The organism is Asaia sp. W19 (assembly GCF_003994335.1).
Lineage (GTDB): Bacteria > Pseudomonadota > Alphaproteobacteria > Acetobacterales > Acetobacteraceae > Asaia.
This window is the reverse complement of record NZ_PNQZ01000038.1, coordinates 24117-45249: the sequence shown is the minus strand read 5'-3', so window position 1 is coordinate 45249 and position 21133 is coordinate 24117. Positions and strand designations below refer to the sequence as shown.

12 protein-coding genes are annotated in these 21133 nt (G+C 59.2%); 5 read left to right on the top strand and 7 right to left on the bottom strand.

The genetic code is table 11. The annotated features are described in order from the left end of the window. Window positions 1-92: 92 nt before the first annotated feature. Window positions 93-1670, top strand: coding sequence for a carbohydrate porin (locus C0V97_RS07910; protein WP_233582046.1), 1578 nt, complete (start codon window positions 93-95; stop codon window positions 1668-1670). A gap of 271 nt (window positions 1671-1941) precedes the next feature. Continuing rightward, the gene (gene pstS / locus C0V97_RS07905) at window positions 1942-2949 is read left to right on the top strand and encodes a phosphate ABC transporter substrate-binding protein PstS (RefSeq protein WP_127102077.1); all 1008 of its coding nucleotides are present in this window, start codon (window positions 1942-1944) and stop codon (window positions 2947-2949) included. 946 nt (window positions 2950-3895) lie between these two features. Here pstS and C0V97_RS07900 read toward each other — a convergent pair. The 6 genes from C0V97_RS07900 to C0V97_RS07875 form a co-directional block, all read right to left on the bottom strand. Beyond that, window positions 3896-5218, bottom strand: a complete 1323-nt coding sequence (locus C0V97_RS07900; RefSeq protein ID WP_127102076.1) for an MFS transporter — start codon at window positions 5216-5218, stop codon at window positions 3896-3898. A 51-nt stretch (window positions 5219-5269) separates the two neighbouring features. Next, window positions 5270-7408 carry a TonB-dependent receptor gene (locus C0V97_RS07895; RefSeq protein WP_127102075.1) on the bottom strand — a complete coding sequence of 713 codons (2139 nt, stop codon included), beginning with the start codon at window positions 7406-7408 and terminating at the stop codon, window positions 5270-5272. A gap of 96 nt (window positions 7409-7504) precedes the next feature. After that, complete coding sequence (locus C0V97_RS07890) at window positions 7505-7897, bottom strand: DUF2946 family protein (RefSeq protein WP_127102074.1); 393 nt, start codon at window positions 7895-7897, stop codon at window positions 7505-7507. A gap of 218 nt (window positions 7898-8115) precedes the next feature. Then, a complete protein-coding gene (locus tag C0V97_RS07885) occupies window positions 8116-9327 on the bottom strand; it encodes a Dyp-type peroxidase (RefSeq protein ID WP_127102073.1) in 1212 nt (403 codons plus the stop codon). After that, on the bottom strand, window positions 9324-10478 hold the full coding sequence (locus tag C0V97_RS07880) for a hypothetical protein (RefSeq protein ID WP_127102072.1): 1155 nt from the start codon (window positions 10476-10478) through the stop codon (window positions 9324-9326). The genes C0V97_RS07885 and C0V97_RS07880 overlap by 4 nt, the downstream gene beginning before the upstream one ends. Before the next feature lie 8 nt (window positions 10479-10486). After that, window positions 10487-11980 carry a carbohydrate porin gene (locus tag C0V97_RS07875; protein ID WP_127102071.1) on the bottom strand — a complete coding sequence of 498 codons (1494 nt, stop codon included), beginning with the start codon at window positions 11978-11980 and terminating at the stop codon, window positions 10487-10489. A 568-nt stretch (window positions 11981-12548) separates the two neighbouring features. On the opposite strand from C0V97_RS07875, the gene C0V97_RS07870 reads away from it, so the two are divergent. Further along, entirely contained in the window at window positions 12549-14921 is a 2373-nt protein-coding gene (locus tag C0V97_RS07870; RefSeq protein WP_233582045.1) for a TonB-dependent receptor, read from the top strand. Between the two features lie 225 nt (window positions 14922-15146). Next, on the top strand, window positions 15147-17768 hold the full coding sequence (locus tag C0V97_RS07865) for a TonB-dependent siderophore receptor (RefSeq protein ID WP_127102070.1): 2622 nt from the start codon (window positions 15147-15149) through the stop codon (window positions 17766-17768). 90 nt (window positions 17769-17858) lie between these two features. On the opposite strand, the gene C0V97_RS07860 is transcribed toward C0V97_RS07865, so the two are convergent. Next, entirely contained in the window at window positions 17859-19616 is a 1758-nt protein-coding gene (locus C0V97_RS07860) for a hypothetical protein (protein WP_233582044.1), read from the bottom strand. 312 nt (window positions 19617-19928) lie between these two features. On the opposite strand from C0V97_RS07860, the gene C0V97_RS07855 reads away from it, so the two are divergent. Next, window positions 19929-21062: a serine hydrolase gene (locus C0V97_RS07855; protein ID WP_127102069.1), complete on the top strand. Its 1134-nt coding sequence runs from the start codon at window positions 19929-19931 to the stop codon at window positions 21060-21062. Window positions 21063-21133: the final 71 nt, after the last annotated feature.

The window sequence follows — 21133 nt, the reverse complement described above, 5'->3', positions numbered from 1 at the left end:
CGTCAAGATGCTTGTCATGATATGAAATATTGATAGGGAGTGCCTGCGGCTGTGAAAGCCGCCTCCTGTCACAGCGAAAAGTTCGTGCGATCATGCCTGTATCAAAGACCGGGACGCTCTTATCCCTTTGGGCCGCTGGCACCATTCTGGGGAGCTGCTTCTTCGTCTCGCAGGCTACCGCACAAAGCCAGAGCCAGAAGGCCAGCCCGAGCGATCAGACAGCGGCCACGCTCGACCCGATGCTGAAGGAGACGGCTACGCAGAACCACGCGGGCAAGGGCGCGGATAATCCCCCCAATCTCTATGGCAGCCCCTATGATCGTACCCAGCCCTCGCTCGGCACGGTGCGCCATCCCGTCGTCCCGGTGCCTGGTGATGAAGCCCTGTTTCCGGCAAGCTTTTCCGACTGGCTGAAGCAACCCACCATGACCGGAGACTGGGGCGGCCTGCGCACACGCCTGCAGAACATGGGTATCACGCCGCAGGGACATTACCTTCAGGATAGTGCGGGCAACCCGACAGGCGGACGCGCGCAAACCGTGCGCTATGCGCATGAAGTAGCGATTGGTGCCGACGTCAATTTTGCCCAGCTGACCGGCTATAATTACGGCATGTTCCATGTGCTTCTGACCGAGCGTGCAGGTCTGGGTATTGGCCAGCAGCTTCCGGCGTTGAACAGCCCACAGGAAATCTTCGGGTCTGGCGAAACGATCCGTTTCACCCGCCTCTCATGGGAGATGCAGTGGAACCGCTACGCCGATACCGAAATCGGCTGGATCAATACCGAAAACGATTTCGGCCAGTCGACCATGCATTGGGGCATGAATCTCTACTGCCAGTTCGAATCAAACGCGATCTGCGGTATGCCCCAGGCGCTAGCGAGTAACTCGGGCTACGGATACTATCCGACGGCGCATCCAGGAGCTTTCCTGAAGCTCTTCCCGTTCGGAGACGAACGCATGCTGGTCTCGGCCGGTATCTATAACGTCGACCCTACCATTTCGAACACGGGATATGCCTGGAAGATGTGGCTGCACGGCTCGACCGGGGCCTATCTGCCCTTCCAGCTGGGCTGGCACTTCGGCGGCACTGACAGCAAGGGCCGCCTGCCGACCAATGTGAAGATCGGCGGCTACTGGGATACGTCCGAGGTCAAGAACGTCTATGCACAGCTCGCCGGGTTCGAGCTTCCGACCAGCGTGCTTGGCAATCTGCCTATCGACAAGGTGCGCGGGCGTTACGGCGGATGGTTCATGGCCGACCAGATGCTGCAGCGCGACAAAAGCGACCCGACGCGTTCTACGGTGGCGTTCATGTCCTTCACCTGGGGTGACCCGCGTACCGCGATCGCGCCGTACTTCATCACCTGGGGCGTGGTGCGCAAGGGGACTTTCTGGAACCGCCCGAACGACACGATCAGCATCGGCGGCAAGTTCAACTTCGTCAATCCGAAGCTCGGCGCCTATGTGGGGGCCCTCCAGGCCGTGCAGACCCAGGATACCGGACTGCTCAAGCCGAGCGGAGAGCATTCAGGTGAAATCAACTACGGTTGGCGCCCTGCCCCATGGCTCACCATCCGCCCTGGTCTGCAATATATTTGGCACCCTGGTGGGACCAACCGTTACAAGAATGCGCTGCTGATCGACCTGGAAACCGGCGTGAGCTTCTGACGGGCCACCCCTCTCCAGGGAGTTCCTTCATTGCGAGGACGCCCCTCTCCGGAGGGGCGTTTTGCGTTTGGAACGAGCGTGCAGTCGGACCCTAGGCAGCTTGTTCCTTCAATGACACTGTTTCCCAGGAAGACACTGTCCGTCGACTGCCAGACTGTTTTCCGCTGCTGGGCGCCGACGTCGTTTCATAAAACTATCATCTTATATTTGTATCTTCCTATTGCTGGCGCCGATAGAACGAGCCGTCATCTCGATCTATAGAGGTCAAACAATGCGTCTTACCCGAATTTTCGGTGCCCTTTCTCTCTCCCTGGCCCTGACCTGCGGTGTTTCTCATGCCGCGACCATCACCGGTGCCGGGTCGAGCTTCGCTGCGCCGATCTATGGCGCCTGGGGCGAGACTGCACAAAAGGCCATCGGCACGTCCATCAACTATCAAAGCGTCGGTTCGGGCGCAGGCCAGAACCAGGCGATCGCCCGCACGGTCGATTTCGGCGCCTCCGACAAGCCGATGGAAGCCGCCAAGCTGGAGAGCAACAAGCTCTACCAGTTTCCCACGGTCATGGGCGGTATCGTGGTGATCGTGAACGTGCCTGGAATTGCCCCCGGCATGTTGAAGCTCGATGGCCCGACCATCGCGGGTCTGTATGACGGCACGATTTCAGCGTGGAATGACCCGCGCATCGCGGCGCTGAACCCCGGCCTAAAGCTGCCTGACTCAGATGTCGCGCCGATCCATCGCGCCGACGCCTCGGGCACCAGCTTTGTCTTCACCTCGTACCTCTCGAAGGTCTCGGCTGGCTGGAAGCAGAAATTTGGCGCGGGCACCTCCATCGCCTGGGCTGGTGGTGCAGGCGCGCGTGGCAATGACGGTGTGGCAGCGGGAGTAAAGGAATCAGAGGGCGGTATCGGCTATGTCGAATATGCCTATGCCAGCCGCAATCACCTGAACATGGCTCAGCTGCGTGACCATGATGGTGCATTCATCAAACCGGACGCCGCCTCGTTTGCAGCTTCCGCCTCCCATGCCGACTGGGCACATGCGGATCGCTTTGCAGTCGATCTGCTCGACATCGCCGGTGCCAATGCATGGCCGATCATGAGCGCCACCTTCGTCCTGGTGCCTACCGATCCGAAGGATGCAGCCCAGGGCAAGGCGGTGAAGGATTTCTTCAGCTACGCGCTGAAGAACGGCAACCCGGACGCTGTCAAGCTGGACTACGTACCTCTGCCGCAATCGGTCAAGGACGCTGTTCTGAGCGGCTGGACCAAGAACTGATCGCGACTGGAAGCTCTGGCTCACTGCCAAAGGGTTCAAGGGGAGTGCGCAACAGCGCCTCCCCTTTTGATTTTTCCGCCCACTGACGAGCACAGCATATCCGGCGCGCGCTCGCATGACTTGGAGAGGATCGCCGGAAGCCCCGCACCAATGAACTGACGCCCCGACGCGTCGGTCTTCGATGACTCGAGACTGAGCATGCCTATGGGTTCCGCCCGCACGTCTCCCCCCCCCCCCGGCAGGCTTCCTTGCATGGCCCATCCTTGGCGTCTCGCTTTGATCGGCGTCTATGGCCCACGGCGCTTGGTCGATACATGGAAGCGTGTCATAGGCGCGAGCACCCCAGCGTTCCTGCGGGCTTTGCTGCACGGCCTGTCGCAGTCCGCACGACGCGCCCACACGTCCAATCGTTCCCTTCACGGCGAGACACGACCGTCGCATTCCACCCTCACAGCGTCACATTTCCTGTTCAAAAACAACCACGCTTGCGTTACTTGAAATAGCGCCGAAAGGCTGAATATTGATCTAGATCAAAGTATCGATACCGTGATAATGATGGATTAATTCAAATATTGAAATTCGTTTCGTACGGGCGCATTTTCCTCGTGTCGCTTGGACCACCCGCACATCAAGGGCCCTGAAGAGCCAGATGAAGCGGGCTCCGGCGACACCGACAGGAAGGGGAGATCGCACAATGAGATGGTGGGGTCCATTACACCAGCACTACGCCATGACAGACCTTGAATCGCTGGCGATCAGTCTGGGAATCACGATCATTCTGGTTAGCGCCGTGACTCTGAGCGTCAGAGCCATTCAACGCAAACGCCTGCATTGGCAACTTACCCACAGAAAGCACTCCTGAGTTCGGGCGCTTGTAAAGCCCGGACGGTGTTTCCCCGGGCGGAAGCGGCGTGCTCTCCGCTCCGGCAGGGTAGCGGAACGCGCGCTATCTGATCAGGGGGCGAAGCCCCCTGACGAAGGCGGCCAGACCGAGCAGAAGCAGCAACAGCGCCATCCACGGCAAGCTCCCGATCGAGACGTGTGTCAGAAGCGCGCCGCCGAGCAATCCCCCAGTTGAGACGGCGAGATTCCAGGCTGTGGTCGCCATGGCCTGTGCGACATCGATGAGCCGCCCGCTCACCTGTGCCATCGCACTCTGGGTGAGAGCGGCGAAGCCGCCGGTCGTCAAACCCCAGCAGATTATGGCGGGCAACACCAGGGAGATGTGAGCAAGACCCAGAGCCAGCAACATCGCGGCTATCGCGAACAGCGCAATGCTCAGCGATGTCAGGCGCGACAGGTGATGATCAATCAGAATACCCGTGACGAACAGCCCCACAACAGAACCTGCTCCGAATAACAGCAGCAAGGCATCGACGCGATGTGAAAGACCGGAGGGTCCCAGCAGCGGCTCGACATACACGTAAAGCAGGCTATGCGCTGCGACGAAGCTGAAGATCAGCGCAAGATTGGCCGCAACTCCCGGAAGCCTGAGCGTGGGGAGGATGGCAAAACGCTCTTCCTGCGCGGTTCCCGGTGCATCGGGAAGGATGATGACCGCCCAGACTGTCAGGACAGCGCTTAGTGCTGCGAGTGCCCCAAATGCCCCGCGCCAGCCTATGGCCTGACCCAGAAAGGCGCTGAGCGGCGCCCCGAGAACCATGGCCAGTGTTACGCCCGAGCCCGCGAGGGCAATCGCACGTCCGCGCTGTGCGGGTGGGGCCAGGCGGGTGGCGTAGCCCGCAAACATGGCCCATACCAGACCGCCGAAACAACCGGCGAGGAAGCGGATCACAAGTGACAGGGTAAAATCACTGACAAGCGCGTTGGCGGCATTGACCAGCGTGAAGCCGACGAGCCCGAAGAGCAGAAGCTTTTTGCGACCCATGCGGTGAGAAAAGGCAGCCGAAGGCAGCGCGGCTGCGAGCGCACCGAAAGCAAAGGCCGTGATGAACTGCCCCCCCACCGCCTGCGACACGCCGAGGCCCGCGGAGATGGATGAGAGCAGTCCCGCTGGCATGATTTCGGTCAGAAGTGTCACGAAGGCCGCCATGGCCAGTATCAGCATTGCATGGACCGGCATGGGCGTTACTTTGTCCGGAGGACGACGGTCCGACACGGAATTTGTCTCTTCGCTGATTTTGGCTGGGGCGACAGTTTCGCCGGACATTTTGATATCGAGCATGGGCGGGGCGTAGCCCATCGAGGCCTCCACGCCAAGACAAACGCGCTGGCGGAGACCCGGGCTGGTGGCTCGGTCCTGTTCCACCCTCCTCCGGCCCCGGGACCGGAGGAAGCGTGTCCTCCTGGAGAGGCAGGATCAGAACACGGCGGTCAGGCTCAGATTGAAAGAACGTCCCAGCCCTGCAAGGGGGGCGAGGATATTGGTCTGGCGATAGTCACCGAGGGATAGTCCGCCGAGGGGAAGGTAGTATTTCTGGTTCAGTACGTTCTCGATGCTCGCATCCAGGGTGTATTTACGCCAGCGATAGCTCCCACCCAGTCCAAGAAGCGCGTAGCCGGGTGTACGGGGCTCGTTGCGTATCCAGTCCACCGAGGATTTGCGTTTCACCAACGTGACATCGACCCTCCCGGCCCAGTTCTGCCAGGTCTCGCGCAGGCCTATCGTACCGTTGGTGGGCATCTGATGATAAAGCCCCGTATGCGTCTCCATGTCCTGGCCGCGCACCCAGCTGAACGTGCTCACGATCTTACCCTGGCCGAAACGATCGCTGTTCCACAGGCGCGCCTGCGCATTGGCGTTGATTCCATAGCTCTGGGCATTGTGATTGACGAATTGCAGTTTGGAGAGGCCATTGCTGAATCGGGCAAGTGGGATGACGTTTATGTAACCCTCCGTGTAAGTGTAGAAGGGCTGCAGACGGATTCGCCACCCCTCCCCTTTAGGATCATGCCATGTGATCGTCACACTCGCCGTGTTAGCAATTTCGGGCCTCAGATCAAGATTTCCGACATAGCCATTGCCATCGCCAAACCAGCCGATCATCCGCGTGGCCATGGTGCCCATGCCCCATGCATAACGTTCGTAGAGATTGGGCGAGCGTGTCTTGCGCGCGTAGCCTCCCTCGATCATGAGGCTGTCCAGAGCATGATAGCGCCCGGTCGCGGTGACATCGAAATTCGTGTCTGTGCGCCCGCGTGATGCGGCGTTGAATCGTTTCGCCGCCATGATATCGGCCATCTGCATCATGCCTGTCCAGGAGTACGGTGCGACCTTGCCGGTGTTCATCATGATGAGATCATTGCGCAGGCCAAGCTGCGTGGAGAAGCGGCTCGTCCATTGTGCGTTCCACTCAATGTAGTGACCCAGTCTGTCCCGATGCCCGTTATTGATGTTGTGGAACGTGTTGGGGCCCATCATCATGCTTCCGACCAAAGGAGGCCACCAGTCATTGAGCCCGTTATGGTCGTAGCCGCTCCCGATCTTGACGGAATGCTGTGTGGATAACGGGATAGTTAGATCAATTGCATAGCCGGCGGTCCGGGCATCCGTGTTCATAGGCATCCCGGTGGTCGCGCTATGGCCGCCCTTGTCATTCATCATGTTCATGACGTGATCCACGCGCTGCCAGAAGCCCCGGATGTCGAGAGTCGCCCACGCGAATTCGCCCCGGTACTTGCCGTTGACAAAGGTGGATCGGTTATTGGTCATGTCCATATACTGATTCGGAAAACCCTCATACGGGATGTCCTGCTGACCAAAGGTCAGTGCCACAAGGTGATTGTCCTTCTTCAGTCCGGCCGTTACAGCGTGATTGAACGAGAGATAGCTCGTGGAGCGCACCTGACGCCCATCACCACCCGTATGGTAATTGCTGGCATGGCTGTACGAGCCGGTATAGCGCAGGCTGAGTGTGTCATTGGCGACCGTCACGGTGCCCGAGGCGCCCGACCCGCCGCCATTGCTGCGGTAATCGCCGCGCACATGTCCTGTGATCAGGACCTTGCCCGATTGAGCGAAGAGCGGGTCGCGACGCTCGATTTTGACTGTTCCCCCCGTGCTGTCTCCACCGATACTGACTGGGGTCACGCCTGCAATCGCCTCCGCCGAGGCCACGCTATCCGGGTCGATATAGGACATGGCGGGATTCATGTGATTGGGGCAGGCCGATGCGATGCGCATACCATCAACGATCGTCGCCACACGGTCATCCGCCATCCCGTTGAGTACGGGTAGCGCAGAGACGCCGCCAGCTGAATAGAGGCTGTAACCGAGCGATCCCTTGAGAAGTGTGGCCGTATCGGCCGAATGGATGGCGGTGCGCCTTATGCCCTGGACCTGGAGATATTCCACAGGCTTGTTATCATCGGGGGCCGAAGGGCTTTTCGAAAGACTCTCAGCATGAACGTCGAAGGCGCAGAGCAAAGCGATAACGGAGGTGCAACCGAGCACGCGCAGCGCGCGCGTTCTGGCTCTGCCGGACAGAGGCAGGATCATGGGTCAATTCCCGAACTGGATCGTAAGCGTGATCCGTGTGCGCCTGCGACCAACCCAAGGTAGGTCACGACGCCGCACGGAAGCGTCAAATCAGGTTCAGGGCAGCGGTGGCGCGTGGGAGGGGGGCAGACACCATCTGAGATGAGGCGGAGCCCTGGAGAGCGGCAGCCTGAATCGGCGCTCGAGCGTGACGCTTGTGGCGAAAGCCAGAAACACAGAACTGCCGAGGATGAAGAGGCCCAATTGGAGCAAAGGACAGAGGGCGCAGGCGGCATCATGATGATGACCCTTTTGCGCCCCGCCCGTTTTGCCAGGCATGACCATGTCGGGCATGCTTTCGCAGTCCGGCATACTCATCGCGGGAGCGATGTCCACACCAATCAGACGCTCGATCTCAGCCCGGGGCGTCTCCTCAGGCGCGGCGAGAGTCTGAAGTGTCAGAGAGAGCGCGAAAGCAACGAGAACAAGACAGGCCACAGCAAGACGCAAGATGGGCCATCTCGCCCCTCTTCCATCCCGATGATGCCTCGACGCCTGAATGGACCCGCTCCCTTTATGCCCTGCACCTGCCCGATAGGGGTTACAACCCTGGGTCCCAGGCGTCCAGAATAATAAAAACGGACTTCATTACTCTGGAATTACAGGGCGAGAGCCTTTTCAGCCTGACGGAGCTGGATCAGAGTGCACCCGTCCCCCAACTCGTGGCCTCAAGCCTCGAAAAGCGCCTGACCGATGTAGCCGCCTTTCCTGCGACCGGGGCAGGCAAATAAGCCCCCGCCGATATGGGTGGTATACTGGTTCATCATGTCGAATTTCGACATGCGCTCGAAGATGCGCGTGAACCCCGTCCTGGGGTCCTGCTGCCAGCTCATGAAAAGCAACCCCGCATCCATCTCCATGCCCTGGCGCCATGGCGGCCAACGCTCGGCCGTGAAGCTCAGGCCGTTATCATAGGAATAGGCCCGTCTGAGGATCTGGGCGCCCCCGTTCTCCTCGGGTGCAGCCAGTCTGGCGTGGGAGTTCTGTGCCGTGACAGGATTACCGTCATGATCCTTCTGGGCAAGGGTCAACGGCTCGAACTCATCGTGCCCACCAATCGGTGCACCGCTCTGTTTTTCACGCCCCATCGTCTCTTCCTGAAAACTGACCGGGGTTCTGTCCCAGTGCTCAAGGGCGATCCGGATGATGCGCGAAACGAGATAGCTTCCACCCTGCATCCAGGGCAGGTCCGTATCCGCCGCCCAGATATAGCGACCGGCAGATTGAGGGTTCTGGCTATCGGGGTTGATGGTGCCATCCTTGAACCCCATCAGGTTGCGTGGCGTCTTGCCCTTTCCGAAACTCGGCAGAAAACCCGCCTGTGCCCAGCGCGGATCGGCCACACCATAGGCGAGCCGCGTCAGCTCGCGTGAAGCATGAAGCGTGGTTTGTGGATCATTGGCGCAGCACTGGATGCAGAGATCACCCCCCGTACGAGCGGGAACGAGCTGATCGCCCGTAAAGCGCGGCAGATCGGCCAACGCCCCCGGTCGATGAGCATTGAGACCGTAGCGATCCTTGCCATCTTTCTGGAAAAGGCCGGGGCCAAACCCGATGGTGATCGTGAGATCACGACCCTTCAACCCGTCTATCTCGCCAGAATCCACGAGACCATTGACCGAAACGCCGGCCATCAGCGCGTCTGCGGCCTCTGTCCAGCGCCGCAGCAGTGCGACGACCTCGTCGCGCTTTGTCGTCGCGAGATCGAACGTGATGAAATAGGCGCAGGGCTGTTGCGGCGTGATGATCCCGGGCTGATGAAGCGGCGGGCTCTCCATAGCAAAGCCCTGATCGGCGCTCGCCGCCACCCCACCAGCTGCAGCGGTGGTCGCGAGGAATCCCCGCCTGCCAAGGCGAAGTCCGGAATTGGAATGTGTCATGGCTGGCTCACATTCAACGTGTTCATGTCGTCTTCGACGTAATAGAAACTCTTGCCGTCCGGCGTCATCGCCAGACCAAAGAGGTCGCCATTTCCCGGCGGCTGCTGCGCCTGATCCGCGTCGACCCACTGCGCGTAGATCTGCTTCTTGGTAGCAGGATCGATCTCGACCACCTGACCGTTGCGGCCATTGGCGACGAGAAGATGGTGCCCCGGCACCCAGATCATGGCGAGAGGCCAGTTCAACAGCCCCCCCTTGGTAATGATCCGTCCTACGGCATCATCCTTTCGAGTCACCGGATCCGTGCGCGTAAGAGCGTCATCGATCGCGGTCACCTCATTGTCGTAGCCGTCGGTGACATAGAGTGTGCCGTCATCGTCAAGCGCGAGGCCGGTCGGGCCGAACAGGAAGTTGTCTCGATCCGCTCGGGCGGAGAAGCCGCTCGCGATCACGGTCTGACTCTCGAGCTGCGGCGGACCGCCATCGGGAATGCTGAGTTCGAGGCGCAATACGGTCGCTTTGTGCAGGATGGGCGGGTAATGCGTCTGCGGGTCCACAACATTCGGTCCAGGAAGATCGAACCCGGTCATGGAAATGAACAGGGTTGCCTTGTTTCCCTTATCGACGCTCGCGATGTCCCCCCAGGGTGCATTGATCAGAGGACCTTTCCATGTGGTCGTGTATTTGCCATTCGCATCGAGCACGATCAGGCAGCCATCGCCCTTGGTCGTGGTCGTGCCATCCTTGCTGGGTGCACTTCCGACGATGATCCATCCCGATTTCAGGATGGCGAGGGCCGTGGTCAGCCCTACCCCGCCGGGACAGGCAGCCAGATTACTTGGCAGGTTGGCGAAGAGCCGCGCATTGCCCGTGACAGGTGAGTAGGCAACAATCGTCGTGCCCGTACCCTGCAGGTTACTGATGTTGTTGAAATTCGTGACGAGAACCTCGTCCTTTTTCAGCACACCCATGTCCTGCGGGACCACCACCACGGCATAGGGATTGAGATCTCCATTGCCTGGGCTGGTCGAGGCCAGGGTTGTATGGCGATGCAACGTCTCCAGAAAGCCCTTGTTCTGGGCATGGGCGGGCAGAGAGAACGCGACGAGGGAGCATGCGGCCAGGGCAGCATTGCGGAATTTGGAGGACATGGTTCTTCTCACAGCGCAATATTAGTACGGAACCCGAAGACGAGTTCGTCACGCAGGCGCCGGTCAGGGTGAGACGGGTTGGGAATGCCGCCCCCCGGGTTGAAAATGTATTGGAAGTCGGGCTGCCACTGCATCCAGCCCGTGAACTGGTACTGATACGTGACCTCGACATAGGTCTCACCGCCCTGCGCGGGCGAATATGCGCCCGAATAGCGACGCACAGCGCGGTCATAATTTGCCAGGGCGCCGCTGACATGGGTGTAGCCCATACCGATACCGAAAGTGTCATCAGTGCGGTACGGAAGTGGATCGTTGAACGTCAGGCCGAAATTGAGCGAGAAGTCGATGGGCACGCGATCGGATTGCGGTGCCCCCATGGCGCGCCCGAAGATACTGATTGTCCGATTGGGATCAGTATGGCTGCGCCAGATCATCTGATCCATCACGGCATAAAAGCTGAACGCCCCTCTGTGAGTCAGTGCGGTGCCGTTGCTGTTGGGTGAAGCAAGGGGAATGCCGGTATTGTCCCAGAACTGATCAGCGAAAGGCTCGGAATCATACCATCCACCGATACGGTAGACATGCGAAAGCGGTTGGACCTCGTCAGGGGAAACCATCGCCCCGAGCGCCGGATAGACATATTGCAGCTCCGCAATGGCGAGCACCCCCCGATTGAGCGGGAAGCTCGTGCCGGAGGGGTTGGTCATTTGCGGGTCCCCATCGCGATGCCGGGTGGGGCTGCCGCTATAGACACCGCCAAGAAGATAGAGGGGCGTAGCCAGCCAGTACTTTCCCCGGACGCCCAGCGCCGAAAGCGGATAGGCCGGACCACCACCTGGAAGATCCGCCGATGGAAGCATGGGCCAGCCAAACATGGTGTTCGCAAATACAAGCGCGTTCGAGCTGATCATGTATTCCTGATCAAGGCTCTGCTGGCCGATCTTGATATCGAGCTTCTGCTGATCGAGGAATTTCTGATCGAACCAGAGCTCCCAGAGGCGCGTCGCGCGATCGGCCTCGATCCCGCTCACGGTCTGTAGCGCCATGAGGTTATCGGCACTGAAGGCGCGGCCGTGTATCTGCTCCATGCTGACATTGAAAGTACCGCCATACCAGCCCATGGCGCGCTGGGTATCGACCTGCAGCACGGCCACGGTCAGTCCATTATACCCTGCCCCGCGATGGCTCCCCCCGGTCGGATTGCCGAAAACCTCGGACGTTTCCTGAATGGCCAGCACCGCGCCGTATTTGCCGAGTTCCGGCCTGAGCCCCCACATGTTTCCCAGAAGATTGGAGGTACGGCGCCAATTGGACAAAAAGCCGAAAACACCTGATGAGGCATCGTCGCTCGCTCCCGCTGCATTGCCCAGATTGACGGGTGGCGGTACGGCGCCCGCCTCGAACGGAAGCGCGAGCCCCCCCATGCCGAGGCCTATGAGGAGGGCACGGGCCCTGAACTTTCGGGCGGTCTTACGCCGCCTTGGTCGAAGAGTGCTTGTCATGGAACCAAACTCGTTAGGAGTGAGAATCGTTCGCATTCCATAGCAGCAATTTTTTGACATCCTAGGTTAATAATTGCCAACATACGGAATTGTGTTTTCTTGTCCCCTATAGTTTTATCATTCCAAGAATATCGAACGATTACACGAGTGAGTAGACGAGTGAGTAGACGACTATACCGTCCTGACTTTACTGCACGCAGGACAGGTCAATATAGAGATGTTAACGCTCTCTTGGATCCACAACGTCTGTTCTGATTATCAATGCATCGCGAGCTGGACTGAATTACCGCCTCATTACCCTCCCTCTCTCGCGTACGGCGGTCTAGGGCGCGCAAATAGTGTCTCACGCCCGCGCCCTCTTCGACAGCCTCCGCTTCAGACGCTGCGAAACCAGAGGAGCGCCAGAGTATCCCTCGTGCGGTAGTACCCTTCGTGCGCTGACAGCCAGCCTCGCGCCTGCGGCGGGGCAACATTCGAGTCAGCCATTTTTTGTTATAATGTATCATTTTACACAGAATGACAGACTCCCTATGCCGAGCGGGACACAAAGCCGCGCCGGACCCGAGCCATGACACGCATCACCCTCTTTCTTTTGTCTCCGCTGATCTGCGCCTTGACTACATTCCCCGACCGGGCCGACGCCGATACCGTTGAACCATCCGGAGAGTCCCGCCCGGAGACACCGCGCACACGACCGCTCAAACCCTCCCGGCATGAGATCGTGGTTGTGCGCCACAAGCGCGCCAATCCAGACGGTTCCAGCGGTACGACACCGGGCGGCGGTCTGATGCCCAACCAGACTGCGCCGCGGGCCCAGAGTGGTCTCACGCGAGATTTCATTGCCAGGCAATCGCCCACTCTGTCCCCTCTGGCCATGATCGCAAGCCTTCCGGGCGTGGTCTATTCCGGCAATGATCCACTGGGCACGAATGACGAGCAGCAGGGATTATCCGTTCGCGGACTGGATCAGACCGAAATTGGCTATCTCTTCGAGAACGTGCCTGCGGCGCCGCCCCTGTTTCTCGTGCCCTACGCCTCCCAGACGGTGGATAGCGAAAACATCACTTCCGTTACCTTGGCTCAGGGAGGCACCTCGACCGCTGCCCCCCTTTATAACGCCGTGGGAGGGACGCTCTCGATGCGTATGCGCAAACCATCGGAGGAGCGTGGCGGGTTCATTGGCGGCTCCTGGGGATCGTATAATCTGAACCGTGAGTTCGTAAGGCTCGATACAGGACGGATCGGCCAGAACGGCCCCAAGGGCTTTGCGTCGTTTTCCTATCGTGGGGCGGATCCGTGGCGTGGCGCAGGGCCGATGCGAAGGTTCCACACGGATATGCGTCTGAGCAAGGAATGGGGCAAAAACAGCACCGCCGATCTGATCTTCTCGTTTAATCGGGAGCGCGGCACCTACCTGCGCCCACCGACCATGGCGCAATGGAAGCAATATGGCACCGACTTCAACTACACATCCGGTTATGTTCCCGGTGATCCGAACTATTACAGATATCAGGAGAATGCCCGTGCCCAGAGCTTTCTCGCGGCGCCACTTTCCCTGTATCTCTCGCGGCAGCTTCGGCTCGATCTGACGCCCTATTTTATCTATGTCTGGGGGTATGACAGCTACGGCACCACGCTCAGCCGCCTGGGGAGCTATAATGGCAATAGCCCTGCAGGGGCCTTGCAGGTTCCAGCCACTCTAGGCACCAGTTTTGTTTCGGTTGCGACAGATGCCTATCGCCAATCTCATCCGGGACTGAACGGCGCCCTGCATTATGAGACGGGTCGTAACCGTCTCTCATTGGGCTATTGGTACTCCTATTACGATTTCTCTAGCCTCTCGCGCTATGTTCTGCCCAACGCGCAGGGAGGCGTATCCAATCAATGGGGGGATTATCCGATCCTCACAGCCAGTGGCGCGCCGCTCTCATCCTATGACGCTCGGCTCGTTCAGCAGATCAACGCGCTCTCGCTCACTGATCGCGCCCACTTTCTGCATGATCGCCTCACAATCACGGCCGGTCTGCGCGTTGTGATGGTGTCTCGCTCGGTCACCAATCTCCTACCAGGCGCGCGCTACCGCAACGGGGCAAGCTATGTCTCGCCCCTGCCCCAGGTCTCGGCCGCCTTCCGTCTATCGCCCCATGACCAGATCTATCTGAATGGCACAACCGGCTTCAGGGCTCCGTCAGGCATTTCGAGCTACCAGGATCGCTTCAGCCTGACGAGCGGTCTCCAGACACGCAGCGCTTCATCTGATACGAGACCGGAATATTCCATTGGCGAGGAGATCGGCTATCGCCATACCGGCCTCGTCAACCTGTCGCTCGCTTTCTTCAACTACAACTTCACCAATCGCCAGGTAACCACCACCACGCCTCTGAATGGCGTGATGACAACAGAGTCGATCAATGGCGGTGGCCAGACAGCGCGCGGCGCTCAGTTCGAGCTTGGTTTGAAGCCATGGCATTGCTTCAGCCCTTACCTTTCGGGGCAGTACATTCACGCGACCATCGACAATAATATCCGCTCTGGAAGCGATTACCTGCCGACAGCCGGCAAAAGACCGGTCCGTACGCCGGAATTTTCGGGCGGCCTCGGTCTTTCCTATGATGATGGCGCATTCTTCGGGCTGTTCAATGGACGTTATGTCGGGCCGACCTATTCGACCTTCATGAACGACGAGAAGATCCCCGGTTTCGCGACCGCAAATCTCTCGCTGGGCTACCGGCTGCAGAGCAGTCAGCGCCTCAAAACGCCGCAACTTCAGCTCAACCTGATCAATCTCGGGCGATCAGGATATCTGTCAGGGGTCAATGGCGTGGGGCTCAATCGGAACCCGACGCGGGGCATATATGGCACGACGATCGCGGGACGGGCACCGACCTATTTCGTTGGAGGCGGCTTCGCAGGTGTCGTCTCGCTTTCAGCAGGATTCTGACCTGAAATGGTCTCATTTATGACAGAATGTTGCGCAGACGATTCAGGGCTTCTGTTTCCTTAAAATCGCATTTATCGTTTCCATGTCGCAATGGAGCGCCGGTCCCAGCCCGGCTGCTCCCTTGCGCGCATTCCTGACGTCGCGTTCCAGGCCAGCTACGCGACATAACCTCTTGCAGATCGTTCCGATATAGGAACGTTCCGATATACATCAGAAAGGCCCTAGATGAGACGACGCGCCTCCCTTCTTACGGCCTCACTCACCGTGATAACTGCCATGGCCCTGCTCCAAGACGCCCAGGCAGCAGGTTCCAAAGAAACGCATGCACGCAGGACCCCTGGCAAAACGGCAGGCAAACCTGTGCAAGGAGCAAGCCAGGAACAAACCCTAAGACGGTCGGTACGGCAGAGAGCGATATCAGGCGACGAGTCCGTGATCGTGACGGGCACCCACGCAGTCAATCGGAAGGCACGCGACAGCACCAGCCCGATCACGGTCATCAGCGGCGCAGAACTCGCGCGTTCGGGTCAGCTCAACCTCACCGACGCAATCACGCGCGTCAATCCTGCCATCAATATCCAGACAAGAGGCAGCGATACGGCAGCACTCACCGGCTCGATCCGCATGCGCGGTCTCAACCCGAACGACGTGCTGGTGCTGGTGGATGGCAAGAGACGCCATGTGACCGGCAACGTCGTACAGAACCCGGGACCGCAGTTCGGCTCTACACCGGTCGACCTGAACATGATCCCAGCCAATGCCATCGACCATATAGAGGTGCTGCAGGACGGTGCCGCCGCGCAATACGGGTCGGATGCCATTGCGGGCGTGGTGAATATCATCACCAAGAAGCAGGATCACGGACTTCATATGACCGCCCAGACCGGCGCGAATGCCTATTCAGGCACGGGCTGGAATTATCAGCTCAACGCCGATGGCGGCATGAAGCTTGGGCGTGATGGGTATCTCCATCTGAGCGGGCAGGTTTATCACACCGACCACTTCTTTCTGGACACACAGGACCATCGCCTGCTGCCCTATGCCCCGCCGGGTGCAAATACGGTCGGGTATTACGGAATTCTCCCCGGCGCGATCAAAGTTCCCTACAACTCGAACAAGATCATGAGTACGCCTGAGGAAACGCGTGAGAATCTGGGTATCGATTTCGGCAAGAAGGTGAGCAGCACCGTCGATTTCTATGGGCTCATCACCTATGCCCATCGTCATGCCGAGGCGATCCAGAATTATCGCATCCCCACGATTGCGCCCACCCTCTATCCGACCGGTTTTTCGCCGATCGAAGCCATCGAGGAGAACGACTATCAGGCCAATCTCGGGTTCAAGGGGAGCCATCTCTTTGGTTTCGACTGGGATGTGAGCACCGAATACGGTGCGGATGAGGACGACATCAACACGATCAACACCGCCAATACGGGTATGCTCGGTCGCTCCTGCCAGACCACCAATCGGGCCCTGCCATACTACTCGTCGCAGGGTTGCGGATATTCCCCCACCAGCGCACGCGCTGAGACCTATCGCAACGCGATGTGGACCAACAATCTCGACATACGCCGCGGGTTCCGCATCGCAGATGCCGTGCCAATGACGCTCGCCTTTGGCGGTCAGCATCGCCTCGAAATGTACGATATCGTCGCCGGTGAACCTCCCTCCTATGAGGCGGGCGGGACACAGGGCTATGCGGGTGCCGCGCCACAGAATGCCGGGAGCTGGAGCCGCAATATCTGGGCGGCCTATATCGACGACGATTTCCATCCGCTTCCCAAGCTCGATATCGATCTGGCGGGGCGTTTCGAGCACTACACGGCTTCCGGAAATACCGAGAACGGCAAGATCTCGGCGCGTTACGACTTTACAAAGCGCATTGCCGTGCGTGCCACAATCAGCAATGGTTTCCGCGCGCCAACACTGGCCGAGCAGCATTACAGCGCCCTCAGTGTTGGCCCGACCTCAGCTTCAGGCCTGTTGCCAGTGGCCTCCGAAGCTGCGCGTACGCTTGGCGCCAGTGCGCTCAAGCCGGAGCGTTCCACCAATGCCAGCGGCGGCATCGTGTTGGAGCCAGTCAAGAATTTTCATGTCGAGGCTGATGTCTATCAGATCAATCTGAGAGATCGCATCGTGCAAGGTGGTTCTGTGGTGGGCGCTCAGGCCATCACGGCCATTGAGCAGATGGGGTACACGCTTCCAGGTGGGGCGACGCTCAGCAATCCGACCGGATTCTCGGCGTATTTCTTCTCGAACGGAGCGAGTACACGCACCCAGGGGCTGGACATCAAGGCGGATTATCGCCTGAGATTGCAGCGCTACGGATCGGTTGTGCTCTCCATGGCGCTCAACCTCAACCGAACCACATTGACCCATAACGGGCTCTCTGCTGCGGGGCGTCCGCTGCTCAATGCGCAGACGATTTCCTATCTCACCACGGAATCTCCACGCAGCAAGATCGTGCTCAATGCCTATTACACAATCGGCCATTGGGACGTGAATTTGCGTCAGACCCGTTACGGTGAGACCGTGGGCATGCTCACCTATCAGGACTGGACCCCGGCAAGTGCCATCTGCCCGCTGACCGGCGGCGCGTTGCGTGGATCGAATACCTGCTTCGCACAGTTCAAGAACACGCCGCGCTGGCTGACCGATCTTGAACTCGGTTATCGTTTCAACGATCACTGGCATGTAGCAGTGGGCGCCAACAACATCTTCAACCTGCGTCCTCGCAAGGTGCCCGCTTATCTCGCATCGAATGGCGTGAATGTTTATGATTCGGCCTCTGCACAGGTGCCGATGACAGGCGGATATTACTTCGGCCGTGTTAACGCCGACTTCTGAATGCAGAAAACCGCCAGAGCGTGATGCTCTGGCGGCTTCCTGATCTCGATGACCGGCCTCTCCCGACGGGGAGGCCGTTTCGCTCTGCCCTTATTGGAAAGGCAGGTAACGCAGCGACAGGAACACCATGTTGTCGTTGGTGTGTGGCGTGCCGCCCACCCCGCTGAAGGAGGTGACATAGGTGTAGGAATACTGCGCGCCGACCCGCAGCGTGCCGTAATCACCATGCAGATAGGTCCACCAGAACCCGGCTGTACCCTGCACGACGCGATTGATGCTGGTCTGGCAGGCGCTGGACGCCGCCCCTTCGATATCGCAGCCACCGACGTTGTAGAGCGGATTGCCGTAGCCGTAATGCTTGCCGCCTACATTGAAATAGGAGCGCGAACGCAGCATTTCCATACCGCCATAGGCATAGAGCTGGAGCGCCTTGGTGGCATTGCCGTAAAGACCGACCAGTACATTCGCCGCAGGCATCGGCTTGACCTGGCCCTTGGAATCGATGGTCACGTCGGGAATATTGGACGTGCCATAACGACCAATGCCGGTCCCGATCAACCCGGAAGCCTGGAAGAACACCTTGTGAGACTTTTCGACCGGCAGGATCAGTCCACCGCCGCCACCGCCAGCCAGCTTGGTGCTGCTCTGTCCGGTTCCGGTATAGGAGACGCGGCTATGGGCAAAGCGCAGCAGACCGGTGAGTTCGTAATGGCCCCAGCCCGGATCAGCTGCGAGCTTGCCAATGACATCGGGAGCCACATCCGTCGAGTAATTCGTGGACGGGTTGTTCACGTTGACACCAGCATTCTGATACGTGCCCGACGTTGCGCCGGCAGGCAGATACTGGCCGCCTGAACCGACCGCGATGACCTGCTGCGGGTTCTCGACCGAGATACCGACATTATAGCGGCTGTGATCGAAGCCCTTCACGAGGCGGATCTGGGTGTTACGCGTCCAGTTGAACCCAGGAATATACTGGGCGTCGATTGACAATGGCACCTGCTCGTCACGAGCCCGCATGCCATGGTTAAACATGGTGAGAAGCGACCAGTTCTGACCGCCGAGCAGGGTCAGATCGTCCACATCGTCGATCAACTGTCCGTAAAATACGCGCTCACGCAGAACGTAGGAGTTTGACTGGCGCGAGTTTGAGGACGACCCCGAGCCCTGAAAATCGGTCTCGATATACGCCTGAGCGCGCAGGGCCTTGGTGATATCGCCTTCGACGAGTGCTGCCAGACGGCTCTGACGTGCCGATTCATGGAATTCGTTGATATGGTAGTTCGGGCTGTTCGCAAACGGGATCGAGCCGAAGTTGGAAGAGATATCCGACACGTTGTTGCGTGACCTGAACATGGTCGCGGCCTCGACATAGCCGCCCAGCGTGATGCGAATGCCCCCAATCTGGATCTGACCGCGATGAAGCGGCCCGTAGAGATCGGTCACGCGGCCGGTTGGGGTACCGGTCAGCTGGCCATAAGGGGTAGCCGCATTGACAGGGGGAAGCAGGACATTGCTATTCGGCCCGGGAGCCGAAGCGGTAGCGAAGCCTGCGCCCGGGGACATGGCACCGGAGCCGTGGGCTGGCGCGCCGCGATAGCCGTTACGCGCGCCATAAGGGTCATTCTCTTCTGCCTGACGCTGCTGCGCCAGCTGGTCATGGATGCGCTTCATTTCGCGCTGGTGCTCGCGCTTCATCTCTGCGAGCTGCGACTGCATGGCCTTGATCTGCTGCTCCATCAGACTCATCTGATCGAGACTTGCGGCACGCACCGGGGTCGCGACGGCCAGTGAGGCCAACGACACCGATGCCAGCAACAAGCGACAGGCACGGGGGAGAGAGGTCATGTCAGTATCATCTTCCGATGCTGCGGTGGGTGTGAGCCTCCCTTACCCACTGCTCTGCGCCGCTTCCTGCGAAGCTTTGATGACTCCCGTATGACAGTTTGATGACACATCAGCCAATCCGTTGAAATCAAACGTCTTTTGAAGAGGACACCTTGTCGTTGAATGACTACTTCCTGACAAAGTATGACCGAATGTGGTTTCGCTGCCACATCGAACCGTGCCGGAAGTCATGGCGGGAGCTGGCAATAACCTTGCTCTGCGGTCTGAAACCCGATCTTCTGGTCTCAGACCGCAGGGCAGGAATGGCATCGCATGATCACAAGAAGGCAGATTGTCATCGGCCTGGGTGGAATCGGTATTTGCCCCCCAGGGTGCGCTGAGCCCCAATTCGGCGAGATCGATCACACGCTCGATCAGGCTGTCAGCAGGGGCACGCTTCCAGGTTTCGTTCTGATCATCGGCGATCGAAATCGGGTCGTCCATCGCCGTGTCGCTGGCTGGCGCGCGCTTGAGCCGCATCGCGAGGCGATGACCCTGGATACAGTATTCGATATGGCATCGCTGACTAAGCCGTTGATAACAGCACCGTGCGTCATGCGCCTCATCGAAACCGGCGAGATCTCCCTCGAGACGAAAATCGCAACGATATTTCCCGATTTCGCCGCCAACCAGAAGGGAGATATCACGATCGGCCTGCTGCTTACGCACTACTCCGGTTTGCCGCCCGATCTGCCGCTTGATCAGAACTGGTCCGGTCGCGCAGAGGCGTTTGCCCGCGCCTGTGCCTCGCCACTCGCCGCCGAACCCAGCACAAGATTCATTTACAGTGACATCAACTATCTAATGCTCGGTTTTATCGTGGAGAAACTCACGGGGGAGAGCCTAGACATCTATGCGCGCGCGCTGATCCTCAACCCTCTATCCATGTCAAAAAGCGGCTTTCACCCTCAGCTCGACAGGCGTCCGTCGATTGCCCCGACGCAGTATGACGAGACTGGCGTCATGCTGCGCGGGGTCGTTCACGATCCCACGGCGCGCCGCATGAACGGCGTTGCCGGCCATGCCGGGCTCTTTTCCTGCGCGGAAGATCTTGTACGCTATATCACAGCCCTGCTCGACCGGCGTTCGGGAAGAGACAGTTCGTTCCCCCTCACTCAGGAAACGGTGCTCGCCATGACGCGCCCCGCACAACCCGCGCGTCAGCGTGAATTGCGCGGGCTTGGGTGGGATATAGACACGCATTATTCTACATTGCGCGGCGAGCGGTTTCCGAAGAACTCATTTGGTCATACCGGCTTCACTGGCCCCTCGCTCTGGGTGTCTCCAGATACGGAAAGCTACGTGCTGATACTTACAAACCGCGTCCACCCACGGGGGGGAACGAGCCTCGTCGCACTGAGGCGCCTGATCTCAACCCAGACCGCTTTGGCACTCGGCATTGGCTGAAAGGCCGAGTTTGCTGGGATTGGGCGTTAGAATACACTGCGCAAAGTGGAGCCACGCTGTCATTGAGGATA

What these genes read in the sequence shown, in the direction of transcription:
- C0V97_RS07910 (WP_233582046.1), top strand. Translation starts at nt 93, where the DNA reads ATGCCTGTATCAAAGACCGGGACGCTCTTATCCCTTTGGGCCGCTGGC.
- pstS (WP_127102077.1), top strand. Translation starts at nt 1,942, where the DNA reads ATGCGTCTTACCCGAATTTTCGGTGCCCTTTCTCTCTCCCTGGCCCTG.
- C0V97_RS07895 (WP_127102075.1), bottom strand. Translation starts at nt 7,408, where the DNA reads ATGATCCTGCCTCTGTCCGGCAGAGCCAGAACGCGCGCGCTGCGCGTG.
- C0V97_RS07885 (WP_127102073.1), bottom strand. Translation starts at nt 9,327, where the DNA reads ATGACACATTCCAATTCCGGACTTCGCCTTGGCAGGCGGGGATTCCTC.
- C0V97_RS07880 (WP_127102072.1), bottom strand. Translation starts at nt 10,478, where the DNA reads ATGTCCTCCAAATTCCGCAATGCTGCCCTGGCCGCATGCTCCCTCGTC.
- C0V97_RS07875 (WP_127102071.1), bottom strand. Translation starts at nt 11,980, where the DNA reads ATGACAAGCACTCTTCGACCAAGGCGGCGTAAGACCGCCCGAAAGTTC.
- C0V97_RS07870 (WP_233582045.1), top strand. Translation starts at nt 12,549, where the DNA reads ATGACACGCATCACCCTCTTTCTTTTGTCTCCGCTGATCTGCGCCTTG.
- C0V97_RS07865 (WP_127102070.1), top strand. Translation starts at nt 15,147, where the DNA reads ATGAGACGACGCGCCTCCCTTCTTACGGCCTCACTCACCGTGATAACT.
- C0V97_RS07860 (WP_233582044.1), bottom strand. Translation starts at nt 19,616, where the DNA reads ATGACCTCTCTCCCCCGTGCCTGTCGCTTGTTGCTGGCATCGGTGTCG.
- C0V97_RS07855 (WP_127102069.1), top strand. Translation starts at nt 19,929, where the DNA reads ATGATCACAAGAAGGCAGATTGTCATCGGCCTGGGTGGAATCGGTATT.